Below are 22,809 nucleotides of genomic sequence, written 5' to 3' on the forward strand. Positions count from 1 at the left end.
TATTGTTTATTTCTTAGACATGGCTTTACGAATACGGTATAACAAGTATTCGTAATGGGCTTTCGTATCGCCGCTACTGGAAAGAACAGCCCCTTGCAATAATTTTTGGATTCGCACCAACATAGAATAATATTCCGGAGCCGCATTGTATCCTTTCGCTGTTGCGACATAACCATGATAGCCGCTACGTTGCGATGGCAAATAATTGTTCCTCCACTTTTGCTCCATTCGATTAAATTCTCGCGTATCCGGTTTCCAGCAAACCAAGTTTTGACTGGTAATAAAGGGGAATCTCTGTTGTTCTTTTTCAAAAGAAGCCGGAGATTCAGCAACAGCGGAAGAAGCCATAACCATACCAACAAAACTCCTCTGTAAAAATCGCTCATCCTCTGTCAATACACGTTTCTTCAACGTTCCCTCCCAAATATAGGCATATAGGTCATCCAAAAATTCATCCGGAGTATAAGCATCGTCCGATTTTTCAGCACATAATTTCAGATCACCGACCTTACCGAGCAAACCACCGATAATAGCTAACTGTATCTCCTGGGAAGGAACCGTTGCATAACCCAATCCGGTCTCTTTTATATACTCTTTATCATCCATCCATCCGAACTTTTTAGATATATCCAAAACATAACGTACGATCTCTTGTTGACGCTCCTTGGGCACAACGGTAAAAGTCGGCATATCCTCGTCTGCAGTAACCTCATTCAGGTAGATTCCCCCCACGTATCCCAATAAGTTATTCATTTCATTCGATATCAGACTGGAAAAAGAGGAATGAAGAGAAGTCCTTATACGCAAATCTTTATCATCATCCTTGAACCACTCCCTGAAATGTTTCATGGCATATTTGACATTACTGATCCTGTATTCGAGGGATTTCATCGGATCGTCTCCCAAATCTCCCCAGTTTCGGCGAGGATCTCCCAACAAACGGTAGAAACTCCATATCATGGGACTGTACCTATAATTGAGTTCTTTTTTAGCATCGATAATCCACCGGTTTAATACCTCTGTTTCATCCTGCGGTTTCACTGTCCCGTCTATAGGTTGATACAACCATTTAACGGTAAAATAATCAAACTCGCCTATTCCTTTGGAAAACATACGGACCCCTTTTTCCATATCTCCGGGTTGCGCGATATAGTTACAAGCCACGAGATCCATAACGGAAGGCGTCAATCCGTGGGTTTGAGTAAACGTCGCAGAACGCAACGAATCTACCGGATAGACAGAAGAAGCCATGAAATTATCAGTAAATCCTAAACAAATCCCCATCTGTTTAGCTACATCGGATTTAATCACATCTCCATAAACCTCTACCGGAATATAATTATTACGAACTTGAGGATTGACAGACATCATACTCATTTTCAATTCATAAGTAGGAACATAACCCACCGGAATAAGAATAGAAGCCGATAAAATCTCTCCCGTACGAGGATCACAATATTTCTGAGATTTTACATCATACATCTTAATCGGAGCATACAAAATAGTAGAATGACTCACGTCTGCCATATCGAAATCAGGGTCATCCTTCGGACAATCTTTCACTTGAATCGCATTTTTAAAACCGATTTTCTCAAAAGCTGCATTCCACTCCTTAACACCGGCTATCACGTAAGGTTTTATAGATTCAGGCATTAACGTATCGATATAAAAAACAATGGGTTTTTTAGGTTCCACCGTCTTTCCTTCCCGGTAAGCTTCCGGATCAGAAGGTTCCATACGCCAACGATTCGTGAAATATACCGATTTCACGCCCTTCATGGAAGATTCGAAACCGCTTTCCCGGTTATATTCCACATTTACACGGTAATCCGCCAGACGAGGTAACATCACTTCTTCCGGCAAAAGCATCAATATCCGATTGGCCTCGATAGATACCTTCATATCTTTTGCCATAAGGAACATACCGAAAAAGTAAATATCCACATTGTATCCCATCTCACAAGTCACCGCAACATTCGTCGGATAAGCTTTTACTCCTTTCAAAAAATTACGATCTTCCTGAAATTTATGATCCCGCACGGCAAAACCAAAAAATGAATTTCCGGCATAGTCCGTAAAGGGCGTCGTATAAACACTGTGAGACATAAACAATGAAGTCATATCCACCACTACGGCACTACTATCCGGAGTCCACGCTTCGATCTTATAACTCCCGTATACTCCGGGCATCGCCGAGCGATTAAAGGCTTCGTTGACACCTAAATCGTCCGTCATGTTTCTTAAAGGATTCATAAGCAATAACCTGGCCTGAAGAACAGAATCCATACGGGTAAATTTCAATGGTACTCCGGGGCCGGAAAACTCTCCCACGGCACTCTCTCCGCTATCGCTGATTCTTTCCACGGAAGAGGTAAACAACATCTCCTTATTCAACAAGTTCATCGGAAATTCCACGTAAACTTTATCGCCGATTTTATGAAGGGTCATTAAACCACGAGCCGTTTGAACCTGCTTACCATCGAATAGTTTCTGGTAGGCGGTCAACTCTTTTTTCTTTTTGTTTTCTTTTTTCTTCTTTCGTTCCCCGGCAGAAGCATCACACACGCCAAACGCAAGAGTAAAAAGAAACAGTATATATATGATCTTTTTCATAACTTTCTATTTTATACCTCAATCATTGAAAATATTATCCATTTGACGCACCATTAATTTATAGTATTGTTGCATCTCAGGAGTCCCTACGTTTTGTTTACCCTTAAAAGCGGAATACATTTTCCGTAACAAAGAGTAATTATCCGGTTCCATCGGAAAAGTTTTAAAGAGGAAGAAAGGATTTCCAAATCCGGAAACCTCTGCCGGACGTTGCATATTCCGTTGTTCACCCCATGTTCTTCTGTTCGTGAAACGTCCCATCACATCCTCTCCGATCTCCCCATATTTCTCCCTGCTCAAAGCTTTTACGCTTTCCGGCACCCGTACAAACGGCGTTTTCAGGTTCCATCCGAAAGGATTCATCCCCATGTCTTTTTTCTGTGCACCGGATGCCTCCAGCAATGCCGCTAACAAACCTTTTTGCAGACTCTGTTCACCCTTCGTGAGTTTCTTCCCTTGCAAGGTCGGAGTCATTACAAAATCATACAGATCGTTCAAATACTCCTCTCTACTGAAAGGTTTCTTTTCGTCGGAAAAGGTTTGTGTCATCGCAACCTTATGGATAATCATAAGAAGACCGCGAAGAATATCTTTTTGAAACTCTTCCGCAACTTCCCGTCCTAAAGGCAATTCCTTCATATCATCCAACCAGGAAAGATCCCGGGCCTGTTCCAGCATAAAACGCAAGGCATTCTTTTGTCTTTCCCGGGATACCACACCGTAAGCCGGGACCTTATCGTTTTCATATCTTTCGTTCAAATAAAGACCACCCAAATTACACATCACATGATTCAAATAACGGGCAAATTGATAACGCACTTCATTCAACATATTTTTACGGAATCTGTAATCCTTATCCTCATCCTTTACCCATTCGTCCATATGCTTTAAAACATATTTCAAGTTTTTTACTCCATAAGTGGCAGATTTCACGGGATCTTCCCCTAAATCTTCTTCCATGGCCCGAGGATCGTAATAATCCCAAAATTGTTGTTTACCATAACGATAAACAGGATTATCGGACCTTTCCGTAATAAACTGATCCAAAACAGGAATCTCTTCTCTGGCAGTCCTTATATCAAGCAGGGGCTTATATAGCCACTCGATAACATAATAATCATACAATCCCAAATGCGGAGGTGTCATTTTCACGCCGCGAGCGGCATCTCCAGGCTGGGCCACATAGTTATTACGGGCATAATCCATAATAGAATAGGTTGTTCCGTATTTCTGTGTAAACGACGGAGAGCGTAAAGAGTCCGTCGGAATAGCTGCCGAAGCAGACATATTATGCATCAAACCCAACGTATGCCCGATTTCATGAGCCAATACATAACGCAAACATTCACCGAAATCCTTGTCATCCAACCGGATTTTTCTGACGGAAGGATCTGCGGCGGCAGTCTGTAAAAACCGCCAATCCTGGACCAGCTCCACCAAATTATGATACACGTACACGGAAGCATTTAAAATCTCTCCCGTACGAGGATCCGTCCAGGAGGGCCCCATGGCATTCGCAACGATAGAAGGAGAGTAACGAATACATGAATACTTCAGGTTATCCGGATCAAAATCAGGATCGTTTGTCGGAAAATCTTCCGCACGCATTACATTCTTAAACCCTATTTTCTCAAAAGCAGCATTCCACTCGCAAATACCTTCTTTAATGTATTTTTTCCACTGATCGGGAAAGGCATTATCCACGTAAAATACAATCGGCTTTTTAGGTTCCACCAACTCACCCCGCCGGAAAGCCTCCTCGTCGGTAGGTTCCAATCTCCAACGGGTGGCATAATACAAAACATCCATTCCTTTCTTCGGATCTCCCATTTCATACATTCCCTGATAGAATACACCGATACGCGGGTCTGCATAACGAGGACGTGCAGGAGTTTCGGGCAAAAGGATAAAATTACGAGTCATGATCTGCGTAACCGGTTTGTCCGAACAATAACGGAAATACGAAGTTTCAGCAGATAAGCGGAATGCCAATTGGGATTGAACCGTTACGTTATCCTCGAAAGCTTTTATCTTCAATACCTGAGACTCTTCCCGCATAAAATTCTTATTCAGAGGGCTCCCCCACATCATGGACAAAATCGGAGACCAGGGAGAAAAAGAGGGTAATGTCTCGTCATCGCTCAATAAAAAATCCGTCATATCGACAACAACTGCCGTACTATCCGGAGTATAAGCCTTAATTTCGAAGTTTTTAATGACCGCCGGAATATTTCCCCGATTCATACGATCCTTCAATTTTTCATTCTCGGTCATGTAAGTCGTCTGAATCAAACCCAAACTGACCAAGGTCGAATCTTTCTGAGTAAAGGTTACCAACAGAGGATCTGAAGGGCGTTCTCCTATACTACCGAACATATTGTCCGTGGTTCCCGAAATCGTGGATCCCAATAACATTTCCCGATTCATCAATTTCGTGGGAATTTCAAAATAGATCTTGCCGTCTACCTTATGCAAAGTAAGCAAGCCTTTCACCGTTTCGCAGGCCTTATCTCTGAATAACTCCTCGTAACGGTTGTCTTTTCTTTCCGTTACTGCCTCTTTCGGATTCTCCTTTTTCTTCCGAGCATGCGCCATACAAGGCAGTAACAAAACAATTACCAATAAATATATTATTCTGCTTCTCATTTGTTCATTTATTTAAACATTTTACCCGTTAACTATTTCTTCTCTAAAGATTTCTTAATCTTATAGAGTAAGTAATCATAATGCTGTTTTGTCTCTCCCGAACTTTTTACGCTCGCCTTTTTCAATAAGTCTTGTACCTGCAAAACCATCGCATAAAATTCATGAGAAGTCGGGTAATCCGAAACACGAATCCACCAAGGCAGCCAATAAGCCCCTACTTCACGGACCGGATTTTCCATTTCGAATCTATTTTTATGAATAGGACTATTTCCTTTCATCCGCATCTCGTTTTTCAAACTGGTATTCCAGGCCAACTGGTTTGTTGTAAATAACCTATCGCCTGAAGCTTTCAAGGTTGCAGCCGATTCGCCCAAAGTCGAATTCTTCAATGCCATCGCCAAATAAGAAGTTTGTAATTTCATCTCCTCTTTGGTCAAAGGACGATTCTTTAAAGTCCCTTCCCAGACGAATTGATAAATATCTTTCAAAAGTTCATTCGAAGTATACGCATTCGCGAACTTGGCTTCACATAGTTTCAAACGCCCCATTTTAGAATAGAGAAGACCGAAAACCGTACTATGCATAGCATCCACCATAGAACCGCGCCCCGGTCCCATTTGACGGATCAGATCCAGATCTTCCAGCCAGGAAAGATCTTTAGAGAAATTCAATAAATAGTGCACCATCTTCCGTTGTTCTTCTTTCGGAAGCATTTCGTATTTCTTCACATCTTCATCCGCATTGGCCTCAATCATCCGGATTCCACCTATAAAACTGGATAATTGAACCAGTTGATTTCCACCTAAATTCGAACACAAACCTTCATAAATACCTGCCCGTTTCGACATATCCCTGTCATCTTCTTTATACCACTCGTAAAAATGAGCCAGCGCCCCTTTCATATTCTGAAGAAAATACTCGAACGCCTTAACCTGATCGTCTCCCAAATCGGAAAGGAACACGGAAGGATCAAAAGCACCGTAATATTCAAACAAACGATAACGGCAATTCGGATTATTCCTGGACTCTTTGATCCAACGGTCCAAAGTAACCTTTTCATCTTGAGGGGTCCGGGCTCCTTCTATCGGTTTATACAACCATTTAATAGCATATTCATCGTATTCGCCGATACCTTTATTCGTCATCCTTACCCCCTTCTCGACATCTCCCGGTTGAGCGATATAATTACTCGGAACGATATCCATAACGGAGGGACTCAACCCGTACTTTTGCGTAAACGAAGCCGAACGTAAAGAGTCGACAGGATAGACGGCAGAGGCCGCACAATTGTATATTAAACCGAGATTAAATCCCATGATAGAAGCCATCTCCAAACGAATCATCTCCCCCAACTGCTCTTCGGTCAGTTTCGCCCGACGTACGGAAGGATCCGCATTCATCGTGGAAAGAACCCTCTCTCCGTACAAACCACCGATAAAATTATCCGGAATACAAATAGACATACTTAAAATTTCTCCCGTACGGGGATCCACGACCCTATGGTTCATTGCCACAAACCAATTAACTGGAACATAACGAATTACAGAATATTCAATATTAAGCGGATCAAAATCCGGATCGTCTTTCGGGAAGTCCCGAACCTCTATCACGTTTTTAAAACCGATTTTTTCAAAAGCTCCGTTCCACTCTTCCAATCCCGCTTTGATGTATTTTTTCCATGCCTGAGGCATAATCGTATCCATATAAAATACAATCGGTTTCGTAGGTTCTACCAATTCGCCTCTTTTGTAAGCCTCCGGATCGGAAGGCAGAATCCGCCAACGACTGGTATAATACACCCTTTCCAATCCCTTCATCGGACTGGTAAAATCATTACTCATCACGTAATTTACACCGATACGGGAGTCCGAAAGGCGAGGCATCATGGGTTCTTCCGGCAATAACATCAATATTTTGTTACTAATTACCGAAATCTTCACGTCCTGTGCCAGATAACCACCGAAAAATCCCAAATAATCCACATCGTATCCCTGTTCGCATTTTACCACGATGTTGCTGTCATAGGCTTTAATCCCTTTCAAACGCGTACGGTTCTCCTGCAACTTATGTCTCCGCCCGATAAAACCGAACATCGCATTCGGTGCATAGGGAGGAAACGGATTGGTATAAATGGAATGTTTCGTAAACAAAGGGGTCAATTCGATAACCACGGCCGAACTATCCGGAGTCCAGGCCTCGATCTTATACGTACCAAAGACTCCCGGTAAGGAGGATTGCTCCAAGGCTTTCTCTATAGCCGGATCTTTACTGCTATTGGAAGGAGCTACCGGTAAAAAATCCGTTTCAACAGCCATCCGTGCCTGAATAACGGAATCCCGACGTATAAAACGCAGGGTAAAACCTCCTCCGACAAATTCTCCCACGGAACCTTCGCCGTTATCGGTAATCTTGTCTATAGTAGAAGCCAATAACATATCTTTCTCCAACAAGCGAAGAGGAAATTCCACGTACACCTTTTTATCTACCTGGTGTACGGTCATCAATCCTTTTACGGTAGTTACTTTCTTATCTTTAAATAATTTCTGGTATGGAGTCAATTCCTCTACCTGCTCTTTATCTTTCTTCTCTTTTTTCTTTTTACGGTTACTCGCGTCGACTTCCATTGAAAACGCAAAAAGAAGAGCAAAAAGAGATATGACATATATAACTTTTCTCATAATTTCTACTTATTTTATTCACTTTATTTTTCGCATTCATCCGAAAAATCAAACTCTGCTGAATCTATTCGATGATTATTTGCCTAAAGCTTGTTCTACTTTATGAATCAGTAACTCGTAATGTTGCCGGGTCTCTTTTGAACCTGTATTCGCTCTGGTTTTCAATAAACTTAACGTTTGTTGCAAAGTCGACAAATAAAGAGGTTCCATTGAATAGTTCTCTATAGGCAGTTGAACCCAAAAACTGAATCCATTTATTCCCACCCGAGGAGTATCGAACCGATTCTGCAACTCATTTTTTACCATGAAACGATTCCGCAGCAATCCCGAATCGTACTCCCCTGTAAATCCATAGGTATCTCTGCTCTTCGCAAGTATAGTTTCCGGAACGGTGATCAGATTCCGATCCCGGAATCCTATGCCTCCACCGGATCCTAATTGAGTGCTTGTTGCTCCGGATCCCTTGATCAATTCCGACAACAACGCCATTTGAAGTTTCCGTTCCGCCCCGGTCAAATCTTTACCTGCTTTCGTCGGGGCAAAAACAAATTCATAAATATCATTGAAATACTCTTCAGGAGTATAGGGTTCAATCTCTTTCGTATACTTCGTCCCGAAAGCCACGATTCCAGTACGATTCAAAACGGCAGGCAATACGATATCCTGAATGGTCTGCGCAAAAGTCCCCATAATCGGCATCTCTGCCTGAAAATCCTTATCGTCAATCCACTCCATATCCCTTACTTGTTCGAGCATGAAACGAAGGGCTTGTTTTTGTCTCTCCTTCGCCACGATAGCAAAACTCGGACGCAGGTCTCCGTCATAACGTTCGTTCAAATATACTCCACCGATATTGGCCAATACATGATTCATGTAACGGATATATTGATACAACAACTCGTTGTACATATTTTGCCGGAAACTGAAATCCTTATCATCGGCAGCCGTCCATTCATTCAAATGTTTTAGGATATACTTCAAATTTTGCACACCATAAGTAGCCGACTTAACTGGATCCTCACCCAAGTCTTCTTCGAAGGAACTCGGATCATAATGCGCTAAAATCTGTTGTTTCCCGTAACGGTAAACAGGATCTCCCGATTTTTCAGAAATCCATCTGTCCAGTACAGGAACCTCTTCTTTTGAGGATCGAGCTGAATATATAGGTGTATACAACCAATGGATCAGGTAATAATCGTAAAGTCCCAATACGGGAGGTGTCATCCGCACGCCGCGGGCGGCATCGCCCGGTTGTGCCACGTAATTGTTACGGGCGTAGTCCATAATAGAATAAGTCGTACCGTATTTTTGCGTGAAAGACGGAGAACGCAAAGAGTCCGTCGGAATGGCAGCCGAGGCAGCCATGTTATGCATAAATCCCAAAGTGTGTCCCACTTCGTGAGAAATAACATAACGGATACAATCTCCCAATGTCTCTTCATCCATATCCACCTTTCTGACCGAAGGATCAGCTGCGGCTGTCTGCAAAAAACGCCAATCCTGAACTAACTGGATCAAATTATGGTAAACCGAAATGTTAGCCTGGATGATCTCGCCACTTCTCGGGTCTGTCCAAGAAGGTCCCATAGCATTAGCTATCGGCGAAGGAGAATAACGCACGCAGGAATACTTCAGATTGTCCGGATCGAAATTCGGATCGTCTGTCGGAAAATCTTTGGCTACAATAGCGTTTTTAAAACCGATCTTCTCGAAAGCAGCCTTCCACTCTTCCACTCCTTTTTTCACGTACTTTTTCCAGTTTTCAGGGAAAGCGTTATCCACATAAAAAACAATAGGTTTTATCGGTTCTACCAACTCTCCCCTCTCGTAAGCCTCCCTGTCCTTAGGCTCTAATCTCCAACGAGTAGCATAATAATCAATTTGGGTCTGTTCTCCCTCGTTAAAAGCATATTTCCCTCCCACGAAAATACCGATACGAGGATCAGCCGGGCGAGGACGCATCGGAGTCTCCGGTAAAAACAAAAAACTACGGGTCATAACGACCGAAAAAGGCATCTTGTATAAATAATAAAACCATCTGTCCCGCACACTCATCTCGTAAGTCAACAAAGACTGAACACTAAAATTATCTTCAAAAGATTTAACCTCACCGACACAGGATAGTTGATTTTTATACTGTTTTTCCATCTTCATATCCCGATTCATCATCAAGATCGGACTCCACGGAGTAAAAGGACTCAACTCCCCCTTATCGCTAAGCAGGAATCGCGTCACATCTATGACGACGGCAGAACTGTCAGGAGTATAAGCTTTTACTTCAAAACTCTCCATGGTTGCCGGCATACTTCCTTCGCTCATCAATTTCTTGTACCGCTCGGTATTGGTAGTCTGAATAGAATTAACCTCCCGTAAACTGACGGTGGCCGAATCATCCTTTACAAACACCACATGAAGCGGATCGAAAGGTTTCTCTCCCACACTACCGAATAAATTACTGGTAATCTCCGTGATCGTGGAGCCCAGTAACATCTCTCTCCCCAATACCTGTAAAGGAATTTCAAAATAGACCTTATCGTCCATTTTGTGAATAGTAATCACCCCCTTTACCGTCTTATACTTTTTATCCTTAAATAGCCGTTGGTAAGGAGTCTCTTTTTTAGTCTTTTTGTCTTTTTTACTACCTGCCATACCGATACAGGGCAATAAAAATGCAACGATCAGAAAAAAAATCGTCTTGTTCCTCATACTTTTTTATTTAATAATTTTAACAGTTAATTCCGGTTCTATTACCAGAAAATCGATTCACATAACATACACGCACCCGATATTGAAATAGGGAAAGAGCATAAAGCTCTCTCCCTTCTATTTTTACCACTGATTACTATTTGTTCTTAATTGTCTTATAAACTGAATATCACCGAAATCTTGAGGATAAAAATCAATGTAATCCTCTGTAACACCATTGATAAAAGCATCGGCTGCAATGCCCATTTCACACAATTTCCCGTTCGACAAACCAATTCCTATGTACACGGCCCGACTCGATAGGTCAGTTACCTCGATACTTTTAATCGTGGCTCCTTTAAAGTCATAAAGCAATCTTGCGTTGGCAACACCACCCTCGTCTCCCGAAAACATATAACCATACAACTTATCATGCTGATCACCTCCCGAAAACAGGAAATACTGTTTCTCTCGAGGAGAAATTGCGAATACATTCTTTCCATCTAACAACTCGCTACTCGGGAAAACTTTTTCTATCAACGGAATTACTTCCCACAATCCGGTTTCCCAATCTCTATGATACTTGAATATCATATAGTAATATTTTCCATCCTTTCCCGGATTGTTATTTTTATACATAACGAAATATCTCAAGTCGTCCCCATCTTTATAACTACCGTAATAAAGCATCTCCACATCACCCATATTATTCATCATGGTAAACTCCTCGGACGGTGCCTGATACACCTGAGAAATCACACCGCCCTCAACAGCTCCGTCATAATATTCGAAACGATCCTGTAACATCAGGAAGCGATTGTTTTTCTTATCGAATGTCAAACCAACCAACTCATCATAGCGATAAGAGGCAAACGGGCCGGCATCCATTCCTTTTTCGATAGCTACAGAAAAATCCGGGAATTTTCCGGTGAAATAAGCATCCGGATCATCTTTTCTTCTCAAATACACTTGTCCGTCATCGGTAAGCAGAATAGTTCCTTTCGGTTTATCGTAAGCCCTGGCAAAATTCACCCCCTGCGGTAAACTTGCTCCCACAAATTCATCTGCCAAGGATATACTCTTTTGGAAAGTCGCACCGTCAACATAAACCGGTCCGATACCCCCCTCCTGCAAGATCAAAACCTGGCAAGGCGTCATAAAACCTCGCTCCACGAAGAAACACTCGAGATCCTTTATCTCTCCGCCCAATTCCAATCCCATATTTCGTTCCGCAAAAACATTTTCGATGGTATAAGGTACGGCAACATACTCACCTGTTACCGGATCACGACGATGTTCGATATTGGCATAGTCAATCACGTAGTCACCGTTCCGTTTAGTTACAATCATCCATCCGCCCGTCAAATCATCCGACCGAATGTACAACTGCAATCCTGCATTTGCATCATTGGAATATATACCGGACACGAATTCCAAACCGCTCACGCTATCCTGGATAATAAGATAACAGTCTCTCCCAGAAAACCATCCGGCCGTATCGGCAATCCACACCAATTCTCTCTCCCTGCTAACCACTTCACCGAACAAAACCCATTGAAAGCCCAAACGCACATTCTCTTCATCCAATGCAAATGTCAATTCGGGAGAGACTTTTACCGTAGAACCGATCGAATACCCCCCCTCAGAATCGTAATCCGATTCATTCGTTATAAAACTCGTTATTTGAACTTCATTGATGGCCTTGTAATTATAATTCCCTTTATCTTCATAACAGCTATAAAGAGAAACAAAAAGGAATAAGGCTAATAATATTCTCATTTTCATATCATATCAATTTATAATTAACCCAAAACAGGAACTGTCATCTCTACATTTCCTTCATCCATAACCGGCTTACCCGTCTCATTCTTGATATTAATCAAATAATATTTGAACTTCAATGAATAATACCTCTTGTCACTTGCACTCATGTTCTCCATGCTGCTTATACCTGTTGCTTTGATAAACTCGGCATATTTAGTCTCCGTATATCTGCCCAAATAAGAAGAACTGATACGCTCATCCCACCAGGTAGGTGTAATGGCCATCGAGGTAAAATTGACGATCAACCTCGTATTCGCGAGAGGACCGACATGAAAATCATCACTTGCAACAATCTTCAAAACCAAACGTACGCGTTTATTGTCCAAATTAGGAGTCTTGTTTAACGTAAGTACGAGGGTATCCTTATCCTTCCCGGCCTCCCAGACTTGATCATTGTTGAAACTATAGTCATTTGCAGCCGCAGTCGTCAAATCCTGATCTACTTCTATCCGATACTTACAATTACCCGTAATCTCTTTCCCGGCATAACCGATCTCTATCTTTACCTCTCGACTGTTTGCCCCGGGATAAAAGAAAAACGATTCTACGATACTATCAGCGGAAGTATTGGAAAAATAAACGTACCGTTCCGCATCGTATGTATCCAATTTATCTTCACTACAGGAATAAAAAACGGAAAACAGTATTGTTAATATGAATATATATCTCATAATACTACATTTTAATTTATTAATTAACGTCATAATAATACGTTTTCACTATCAGGTATCGGTAAATAGCTCCGTCCTGTCAGATCTATCGAACTGGCACCGTCCCACAAGGAACGATTTAATCGCTTGTACATAAAGAAAGACTGTCCCTCACCCATAAACTCTCTCCGGGCATCAATCAGCATAAAGTCCATGAACTCCGTGGCGTTATTGATATTCGGCCAAAGGGTGATATCATTCCGCCTTTCTTTAATCTCCTGCAACAACGTACAGGCTCCCTCAACGTCTCCGTGCGATGCCAAATACTCGCCCATGATATAATACAATTCGGCCTTACGAATCACCGGAATAGCTTCTACATCGGTAGTTCCTTGTCTGTTCTTCACGGAAACACGACCACCGTCCCGATAATTCATAGTCAGATAGAGATAACGCACGTCACTTCCCAAAGCATCTCCGCTGAACAATCCATTCAGATTCCTGTAATAAAGAGGGGTCGTACTCAGGTAAGGTTTAAAATTATCCGCATTTTTCTCGTTATAAAATGCCATGATAACATCACCTAATAATTTTTTATTTCCACTTTCACTTGTTCCATCTATATCCCATTCGTAATTAAAGTCAAAGGGGTTCGACCACCTATCCTCTTTCAAGTTACACACGGCATAGGCTTCGTCATAGGCCTCTTTTTGCAATCCCATATAGGAATAAACCCGGGCTAAAATAGCTCTTGCAGCAGCATAATGCATACGATATCCCGGGCGTTTCTCAAAGTAAGAAACAACCTTCGTCTCGTATTCGTTCCAAAACAACGTAAACCTGGTATCTCTTAAAACTTTACCTATACGCACAACAGATCGATCATCTTCTATAACATAGGATGAATCCCATTGTACCAACAAAGGCTGGGCTTCTTTCAAATCGTTCACGATTCTTTCCAACGTTTGATTCACGGTTAACGGTATATTTATCGTACCGTTAATATCCGTCACATAAGGAATGTATCTTTTACCGTCATCTTTAGCGGGAGCAAACAAACGCAACAAATCGAAATGCACGAACGCCCTCATGGCTAAAGCTTCTCCGTAAATTTTTGCCTTCTCTATCTCTCCGAATTCAAAAGCACTCGCACTCTCTTTGGATACATGGTCGATCAAGTCATTACAATCGGCTATCACATGATACATCTCACTCCATATCGTACTGGCGAGACTTTTTACGACATTTCCCTTGTAAAGAAAATTATTGATATCTTTCTGATCATCCGTCAGACACTCTTCCGTATAGTATTGTCCTAAAATATCCATAAACCCCCAGCTCAGGTTTTCTCCATACAAAGAAGTTTCTGACAACCCCATATAGATACCATTCAACTGCATCCGATAACCGCTGCCCGTTGAATACAGATCATCACTACTCACCTGATTATCAGGTTTTACATCGAACCAATCTTCACATGACATGAAGGTGATGATACTTATAAGAAATAATATATATTTTACTCTTTTCATATTTTGCAACTTTTAATCCATCGATCAGAAACCAATATTTAAAGTGAAGTTCACTGAATTCGCATAAGGATAATTCGTTCCCCGCTCTGTCTTCACCGTAGAGAGTCTCCAAATATCTGTCGTTCCCACAGAGAACCGCAACATATTGATACCATATTTCTGCAATTTTTCTCCCGAGAAATCATACTCCAATGTCAAGGAATTCCATTTCAATTCATTATCACGCTGCATAAAACGAGAAGTAGGTTTCGTATCGACTTCACGATCTTTTATATCCTTATACATGGTGATATCACCGGGATTTTGCCAACGCAATTCCATGGCTCGCTTATCCACATTCTTTTTGAAATCGGCATTTTCGACTTTCGATATCAATGTAGTATTGTAAAAATCTCCTCCGAACTTATAAGTAAAGGCCGTAAACAAAGAGAATCCTTTATACCTGAAGTTAAGACCGAACGAACCGTCCGCTTTCGGCGTTTTGTCTCCAATAACACTCATCTCCGTGGCTTTCCATTCGTACCCCACAGTCCCGTCTTTGTAAACATAAAGTTCTTTACCCGTCGCCGGATCGATACCCAAGGATTTCATTCCGTAAACGGCCGTCGTGGATTGTCCCTCTTCATATTTGGTCAATACACGGGTTACATCGTTCTCCTGATCCGAATAGTATTCGTTTACCTTATCATTATAAGCCTTCAAAGCATCCGAGATCTTCTTAATCTTATTCGTCACATGAGCCAAATTGGCAAATACGGCCAAATAGAGATCTTGACGATTAATGATGTTACTTCTCAATTCTACCTCGAAACCTTTATTCTCGGTTTTACCCACATTACTGGTGTAAGTACTGAAACCGGTTGAAGAAGGTAGCGTAACATTATCCACCAATCCGTTGGTAATCTTTATATAGTAAGAAGGATGGATGTAAATAAGATCATTTAAAATTCCCAATTCGAGACCGACATCAAACAATTTTGTTTTTTGCCACTCCAAGTCCGTGTTACCTCTCGTGCTCATCAAAGACGCTCCAGGACCTGTTGCATACCAACGAGAAATATCAATCTCGTGCATCGGAATCGCTGCATATGAAGGGAAGTTCAAGGATCCCTCGGTTCCGTAAGATCCGCGAAGTTTCAACTTAGAAATAACGGAATTTTTCATAAACGGATAATTGTGAATATTGATACCGGCACCGAATGCCCAGAAAGGCGCGAAACGACGATCGGAACCGTATTCGGAAGAACCGTCCATCTTAACAGAGACATCCCCCAGATAGATATCATTATAAGAATAATTAAACATCAAGGTAAAACCGAGCGTTCTTCTCTTCTCATCGCTTGAAGTCGGCTTATCCACCACCTCTTTAGCAAAACTGATAGAGGTAAATTCCCCGGAAGGGAATCCCCTGTAAACAGCTGCATTGTTCTCCCTTTTGGAAGTTGAAACGTCCATTGCGGCGGAAAGATTCATATTATGTTTACCTACCAACTCATTATAAGTTAAAGAAACACGCCCCTGCCATGAAACATCATCGCCGTCGGTGCGACTTAATTGCCCTTGCAAAGACATATCGTCGCCCGCTTCTCTTTCGCTATACAAAGACTCCGGATGGGTGAATTTATCTCCCCTGTCTCTCCTCTGATTTATCTGCAATCTTCCTTCCAATTGAAGTGTAGGATAGATATACCATCTGATACTGAATTGTTCGGTCAACTCGTTGTATTTAGACTTGTCATAGTTTCCTATATTCGCTTCATACAAAGGATTCGGATTAAAACGATCTGAATGTAAGTCAAAATCCTTCAATGACTTCACATACTTTCCGTCAGCATCTTTATACTCGAGATAAGGCAATAAGGTCGTATAATCGGAAAAATTTCCATAGGGAGATTCATGACTTTTCACGACACCATACCTGATCAAATTGGAGACCTGTACCTTTTCCGTCAAATAGCGGAAATCAAAAGAGACGTCGAGCCCTTGTCTGTAAGAACCCTTCATCGCCCCCTTCTGATCATCAAAAGCAAAATTAAGTCCGTATCTCATCTCTTTAGAACCGCCTTCCACCGTCAAACTATGAGTATGGTTGAAATTGTTTCTTAAAGGCTTACTCAACCAATAGGTATCGACGCCGCGGGCTAAAAGTTTCATTTTCTCGTTATACAAAGTTCGAGAAACGGGATCCGTAAAGTCGTACAAACCAGCAGCTTTTTCAGCCTCCACTTTTTCCTCGGCGTTCATCAGATTATAACCGTGCAAATTAGGCATTTCCAAAATACCCGTCATATTATAGGTAAATTGAACTTCTCCGGCTTTAGGAGCTACTGTCGTGATAACAACAACACCGTTAGCGGCTTCAGCTCCGTATCGCGCCGTGGCTGCCGCATCTTTCAAAATAGTCATACTTTCGATACGGTTCGGATCCATATCGTATACGCGCTCGATCGATACCTTAAATCCATCCATGATGAAAAGAGGCAGATTCGGATTATTACGCAATACCGATTTGGATACACTGCTCCGATCCAAATCTTTCACACCGATACTGGCCTGGCCGCGGAGCCGTACTTCCGGCAAAGCATTCGGGTCCGAACCCCATAAATTATTATCTATGATCCGGAAAGAGGGATCGAAAACCTGCAAAGCGGCAACGGCATTCGTCTTGGAAACCTTCAAAAGCTCTTCGCGAGTCACACTCACCGCATTCCCCGTAAAAGCGGACCTCCGAATATTACCGTACCCGGTAACAATAACTTCTTCCACCTGTTTTACCTCGAGCTCCATCTTAACTATAACCTCTTTTTGAAAATCCGTAACGGTTACCTCTTTGGTAATCATTCCCACGAAACTTACCAACAGACGAACCGTATCCTTCCTGGGAAGAGACAAACTAAAGTTTCCATCTACATCGGAGGTTACCCCCAAATGGGTTCCTTTGACAACAATCGCAGCACCGGGCAGAGGCTGATCTTTCTCGTCGAAAATTTTTCCACGAATAGTAACCTGTTCCAAAACGGCAGTTTTCGACTGTCTTTTTTGAATAACAATCACGTTTCGGGTAATAACGAAAGTGTATTCCGTATCCTTTAAACACACTTCGAGAATTTCAGAAACCGGGGCATTCTCAAAAGAACGCGTAATCAAAGGAATCTTTTTCATCTCCTCATTATTACACATGTAATCGTAATTGGTGTTTTCTTTAATGTAATCCAACACCTGCATAAACGTTGACTTCTCGAATTCCACGGTTAACTTAGGCTCTGTCGATGACTGTGCCCGACAAATTGCGAACCCGAACACTTGAAGCAAGATAAAAAGAGATAAGATCCTACTTATCTTTTTTCCCATCATCAATAAGTTTGACTTCTTTTTTTTCATGTAGATTAGTTTTAAATTACTAAAAATGAAACCCGCCTTCCATTCGTTTGCCTCCTTTTATGCGGGTTTCACCGCTGTTTGTAGATTGGTTGTAGAATTTGCCGAAAATTGATATTAGATTTTTCAACTAATTATTATATATTTTTATTTTACAATATGAATTTTAATTAAAAAACTACAGTTCAAAATATAAATTCCCCTTTTAGATATCTCCTGACTCTATCAATTAACTAATTACCAATAAATTTAAATATGCTTTAACTCTTTTACACTAATCACACCGTTATGTAATGTAAATTCTATATCCGTAGTATAATTTAAAAATTCATCCAATAACTCCTGTAACGAAATATTATTCGGAGGTGTCCCCGTAAAACGCGATTCCCGTAAAGAAGGTTTCTCAAACAGAACTTCCACGTCATACCATCGACAAATTTTTCTCATAATCATTTCCAAGGTCTCTCCTTCGAAATTGAACTTACGCTCCATCCATGATATCACATTTTTTGTATTTACACGACGTACATTTATCTCGTTGGCAACAGAAAGAGAGAGCTGTTCCCCGGGCATCAATTGTAAAGAGGTATCTCCGGTACACATCCTTACCTTACCGGATAGTAAGGTTACCCGCGATTCGTGTTCATTCTCATAATTCATCACATCGAATGAAGTTCCCAACACCTCCACGAAGAAATTATTTCCTTTTACGATAAAAGGTCTCTCCTCATCTCTATTAACCTCGAAATAGGCTTCCCCCTCTATATAGATCTCCCGCCTATTTCCAGCAAAAAACCTCGGGTATTTTATCACGGTCTCCGCATTCAGATACACTTTCGTACTGTCTTCCAAAACGATGTTGAATACACACCCTTTGGGAACGATTAAAGTATGATAGGTCATAGAATCGACCAACGTATCCCGCTTCACCCGAGTATAATCTAAAGTCTGTATACCCGTCATGAAAGAAACTCCTAACGTATCCAATTTTTTAGCTTCTGCTTCTCCCGATAAAGCAATCATGGAATCATTGTCTAAAATCAAACGGATTCTATTCCGGTCTATAGGTTCCATCGACGGAACTTTTGCGACGCTTCCGTCAACCGGTAAGAATCCTTGATGAATAAATATCCACGAAGCCATGATCAAACATGCGAAACAAGCCGCGTAAGCAAACATTCGGGACATAGACCTCTGTTTTTTCGTCGTTTTTTTACTCTTGCGTACCCGCTCCAAAAACAACAAAAAATCTCCTGTCGTATCGTATTTTTCATACTCCTTGAAACGCCCCATCAAAATGCGGTCATTCTCCAACTCACTTTTCAATTCCGCCCACTCTTCCTTTTTCAATAACTCTTCCAACTCTCGTCTTTCCGCTAACGTTAGTGTTCCAGCCCAGGACTTAAGAATCAACTCTATATATCGCTTTTCTTCCTTCATATCAATTATAGAATACTTAAATCTTTACTCGGTATTACTCTTTTTTTTCAAAAAATCAGAGTTCGTATTCCATTTTCACATTTATTAAACAATCACGTAAATACTTTATACTTCTATTTTTCTGAACTTTCACCGTATTAATACTAATTCCCAATTTATTTGCGATCTCTTTTCCCGAAAAACCATTTATACTCAACTCAACAATCTTTCTTCGCATCCGAGGTAAAGTTCTTATATGCATATACAACAATCTCGTAACTTCTTCCCGCACGACTCTGATTGAAAAATCATGATCATCCTCCTCTTCTTCGTTCTTTATCAATTTATCTAAAATCCGTTCCCGCGTTTTTTTATTCCTTATGTAGATCAAAGAATTATTGTGTAGAGACTTATACAAATAGCTTAATAACTCTGCCGAGGTTGAGAAATGAGCATCCGAATTCCATATGCCCACCATCAACTCCTGCACAATATCTTTAGCCGTATCCATATCGGACACGAAGGATTCCGTATAGGTACACAAAGCCGCATAACAGGCTGCATACAATTGCTCCCAGCTACGTTCATCCTTCCTGTTAATCCCTTCCAAAATGCTTTCTAATCTTATCATTGTTGGAATCCCCCCTTTAATTATTATAGCACACTTTAAATTTAAAATCAACGTACATTTCCCTACCCCTATCAAAAAACCATCGATTTTTAATGATACGGGACAGATTGTTATAAAAATTTTAAACTATTGATTCTTAGAATCAAGAACTTTCAAAACAAGAGTATTAAAGGCTTTTCAAGGATCATAATTAATTGATCGTTTTTTGTAACGAAAAAAACACCTACAAGCACTCACTTACCCTTTACTAATTAAATAATACGTATGTATCCTTTTGGTATTATCGATTTAACAAATCTTTTTGTTAAAACTTATCACGCATACATTCACCTCCACTTTAAACGATTCCGAAAGACAATAATAATTATAAAATTATGAACCTCATTTCCCTCTTCTTAATTATTATATTTTTTTATATTAATCAAAAAAACATGGTGTCGCCAAACGACACCATGAAAATATAAGAAACTAAACCTACCGGCTCCTTCTTCTGATCCAGACCAAAAGAGCTAACAGTAATATCAATCCGGGGATTACCCAGGTAAAAGCGACTTTAGTAATCTTAGCACCTTCCTTTCCCAAAAAGATATCGTTATCTATGGGAAGAGGACGGCGAACATCAACCGGAGCTTCCCCATCCGATAACCAATGGAAAGACCCTAAAATAATATAATAATTCTCAGCGCGTATCTCCTCTCTTCTCTTAAATAACTCTATGTTACTGATACAATCAGCATCTCCCAACACGACAATCTTCTGTTCCTTTTCACCGATCTTCCGGGATAGGGCTAAAGCCGTTACATAACGTTGCTCTCTCTCTCCGACCGCCGGATTCAATTTTACCGTATCATCTATAAAATTAGTCGTTTCCAATTCATTCCATACGCCTGTCGAATCGGTCACTAAAAGAGGTGTTACCGTAAACCCTTTATCGGTAGCATATTCCAGTCCCATACATCCCGGCATTGTGGCACAGGAGTTCCATTTGGCCATCCCTTTAAAATAATAAGACAACTCCCATGATTCCGGAGTCGGTCTGCTCAACACCATATCCGGAGAATAATTTTCCGAGGGTTGTACCAATACTCCGTTCACGAAAGAAACTCCCAGAGGTTCGACCAACGAATTCATATACCTTTGATATCCGTTCTCCCCGATAAGTACCAGATTTCCCCCCCTCTCGATATAACGATCCAGCTTTTCTCTCTCCTCATCCGTCAACTCCTTCCTCATATCGGCAATCACCAAGATCTTAATGACGGCAGGTATTTCTCCGGTAAGTTCGACCTCTTGCACATCGAATCCCTGATTAACCAAAGCCTGACGGAACCATTTATCCTGAGCGAAACGAATATAATCCCGGTCTCCTTCCCGGTTAATATTCCGTTCTCCATGTCCCGTTAAAAATCCCACGGTAGGCAACTCCATTACCATACGCTTGAATGCGGCAGAAATCTCCGCTTCACCGGGATCCCTGAACATATCATTGTAAAGGCGTAAAAACATTTTTTCTCCGCTCTCCCGCTCTATTTGCCGAACAAAATAGTTACCCTCCGGACGTAAATCGATCACGCTTCTGATCTGTTCAGGCGATAAATACCTGGAAAACTTCAACTTATGAATTCCTGCAAACCTTCTGGCCCGATCTTCAAAAGAGAGTTCCGGGTAAAAGTTTTCCATTTGCTTATTTACAACCGTATCATAATAATAGACGTATTTCAATTTAATCTCCGGCTTGAAACGTATGTATCTCCAGAAAGAGTATTTATCGGAATTCACGTACTGGGGCAATGCCTTCATGTAATCCCGGTCCATCAGATTATTATAAGTGGTAATCGTCAATCCCCCTTTCAAAAGTTTCACGATCTCCTGACTATGGGGAGTCAGCGTATTGCCCTTCTCCCGGGAAACATCCACGAACCCCATCAAACGGGGACGGGAACTTAAATAGCCCACGCAAGCAATAATTAAAAATACTCCCGCGTATTTCATGGCATTTTTTCCCCACGATACGTGTTTAACCCGGGAAGAGAGACGTATGATCGCAAAAGTGACGAACATGGCAGGAACCATAATAAAGTAGATAAGGTCCTCGCTACAAATTAATCCCCCGATAAGCCCGCCTGTCCGACCGCGAATAGACAACCAGAAAGTCACATCCCGCACAAACGCAATCTCTTGCCACATCTGGTTGATATAATTCAGGAAAGACAAGATGGTCAGCGTACCGATAGCAGCGATAATCTGGTAGGAAGAGACTGACGACATAAAAAGTCCGATAGCCGCATAAGTACATATCAACAAATAAATGCCAAAAATTCCCGAGAGAATGGTCAACACATCGACATTCTCGACAAAACACAAAAGAAAAAGCAGGTAGACTAAAAAAATACCTACCAATACCAAAGCAAATATCATCATGGAAAGATATTTCCCTAAAATAATCTGAGCGTTGGTCATGGGAGAAGAGTGCAATAATTTCATGGTTCCGCCAGCCAGATCACGACTCACCAATCCCATGGTCAAAATAGGAATATACAGGAAAAGATATTCCTGCATCGAATAAAGTACCTGAACGAAAATATTCGTACTGACGCCCATCAATTTCCACCCCATCGTCTTTTCCAAAACCATCCGCGAAACTCCTTCGGAAAAAACCAAACCCGATTGAAAGGTAAAAATTATAAGAATCAACCAGGCTACAGGCGAGTAAAATAACATCTGCAACTCGGTTTTTGCGATTTTCATTATCA

At 41.3% G+C, this 22,809-nt stretch carries 11 protein-coding genes; all 11 read right to left on the bottom strand.

The annotated features are described in order from the left end of the window. Window positions 1-6: 6 nt before the first annotated feature. The 11 genes from NVS78_RS09940 to NVS78_RS09990 all read right to left on the bottom strand — a co-directional run bounded on the left by NVS78_RS09940 (window position 7) and on the right by NVS78_RS09990 (window position 22,804). Window positions 7-2,613, bottom strand: coding sequence for a zinc-dependent metalloprotease (locus NVS78_RS09940; RefSeq protein WP_286359073.1), 2,607 nt, complete (start codon window positions 2,611-2,613; stop codon window positions 7-9). 18 nt (window positions 2,614-2,631) lie between these two features. Then, window positions 2,632-5,259, bottom strand: a complete 2,628-nt coding sequence (locus NVS78_RS09945) for a zinc-dependent metalloprotease (protein ID WP_286359074.1) — start codon at window positions 5,257-5,259, stop codon at window positions 2,632-2,634. 32 nt (window positions 5,260-5,291) lie between these two features. Beyond that, window positions 5,292-7,937 (bottom strand): zinc-dependent metalloprotease, encoded by a 2,646-nt coding sequence (locus tag NVS78_RS09950; protein WP_286359075.1) that lies wholly within the window; start codon window positions 7,935-7,937, stop codon window positions 5,292-5,294. A gap of 75 nt (window positions 7,938-8,012) precedes the next feature. Then, complete coding sequence (locus NVS78_RS09955; protein ID WP_286359076.1) at window positions 8,013-10,643, bottom strand: zinc-dependent metalloprotease; 2,631 nt, start codon at window positions 10,641-10,643, stop codon at window positions 8,013-8,015. A 123-nt stretch (window positions 10,644-10,766) separates the two neighbouring features. Then, on the bottom strand, window positions 10,767-12,407 hold the full coding sequence (locus NVS78_RS09960) for a PKD-like family lipoprotein (protein WP_286359077.1): 1,641 nt from the start codon (window positions 12,405-12,407) through the stop codon (window positions 10,767-10,769). A gap of 17 nt (window positions 12,408-12,424) precedes the next feature. Further along, the gene (locus NVS78_RS09965) at window positions 12,425-13,117 is read right to left on the bottom strand and encodes a DUF4843 domain-containing protein (protein ID WP_286359078.1); all 693 of its coding nucleotides are present in this window, start codon (window positions 13,115-13,117) and stop codon (window positions 12,425-12,427) included. A gap of 29 nt (window positions 13,118-13,146) precedes the next feature. Beyond that, on the bottom strand, window positions 13,147-14,628 hold the full coding sequence (locus NVS78_RS09970) for a RagB/SusD family nutrient uptake outer membrane protein (protein ID WP_286359079.1): 1,482 nt from the start codon (window positions 14,626-14,628) through the stop codon (window positions 13,147-13,149). Window positions 14,629-14,652: 24 nt separating this feature from the next. Then, window positions 14,653-18,009 carry a SusC/RagA family TonB-linked outer membrane protein gene (locus NVS78_RS09975; protein WP_286359080.1) on the bottom strand — a complete coding sequence of 1,119 codons (3,357 nt, stop codon included), beginning with the start codon at window positions 18,007-18,009 and terminating at the stop codon, window positions 14,653-14,655. A gap of 246 nt (window positions 18,010-18,255) precedes the next feature. Next, on the bottom strand, window positions 18,256-19,446 hold the full coding sequence (locus NVS78_RS09980; protein ID WP_286359081.1) for a FecR family protein: 1,191 nt from the start codon (window positions 19,444-19,446) through the stop codon (window positions 18,256-18,258). Between the two features lie 55 nt (window positions 19,447-19,501). After that, window positions 19,502-20,056 carry a sigma-70 family RNA polymerase sigma factor gene (locus NVS78_RS09985; RefSeq protein ID WP_286359082.1) on the bottom strand — a complete coding sequence of 185 codons (555 nt, stop codon included), beginning with the start codon at window positions 20,054-20,056 and terminating at the stop codon, window positions 19,502-19,504. Between the two features lie 474 nt (window positions 20,057-20,530). Next, window positions 20,531-22,804 (bottom strand): Gldg family protein, encoded by a 2,274-nt coding sequence (locus NVS78_RS09990; RefSeq protein ID WP_286359083.1) that lies wholly within the window; start codon window positions 22,802-22,804, stop codon window positions 20,531-20,533. Window positions 22,805-22,809 lie beyond the last annotated feature (5 nt).

The organism is Gabonibacter chumensis (assembly GCF_024741215.1).
Taxonomy (GTDB): domain Bacteria; phylum Bacteroidota; class Bacteroidia; order Bacteroidales; family Marinifilaceae; genus Gabonibacter; species Gabonibacter massiliensis.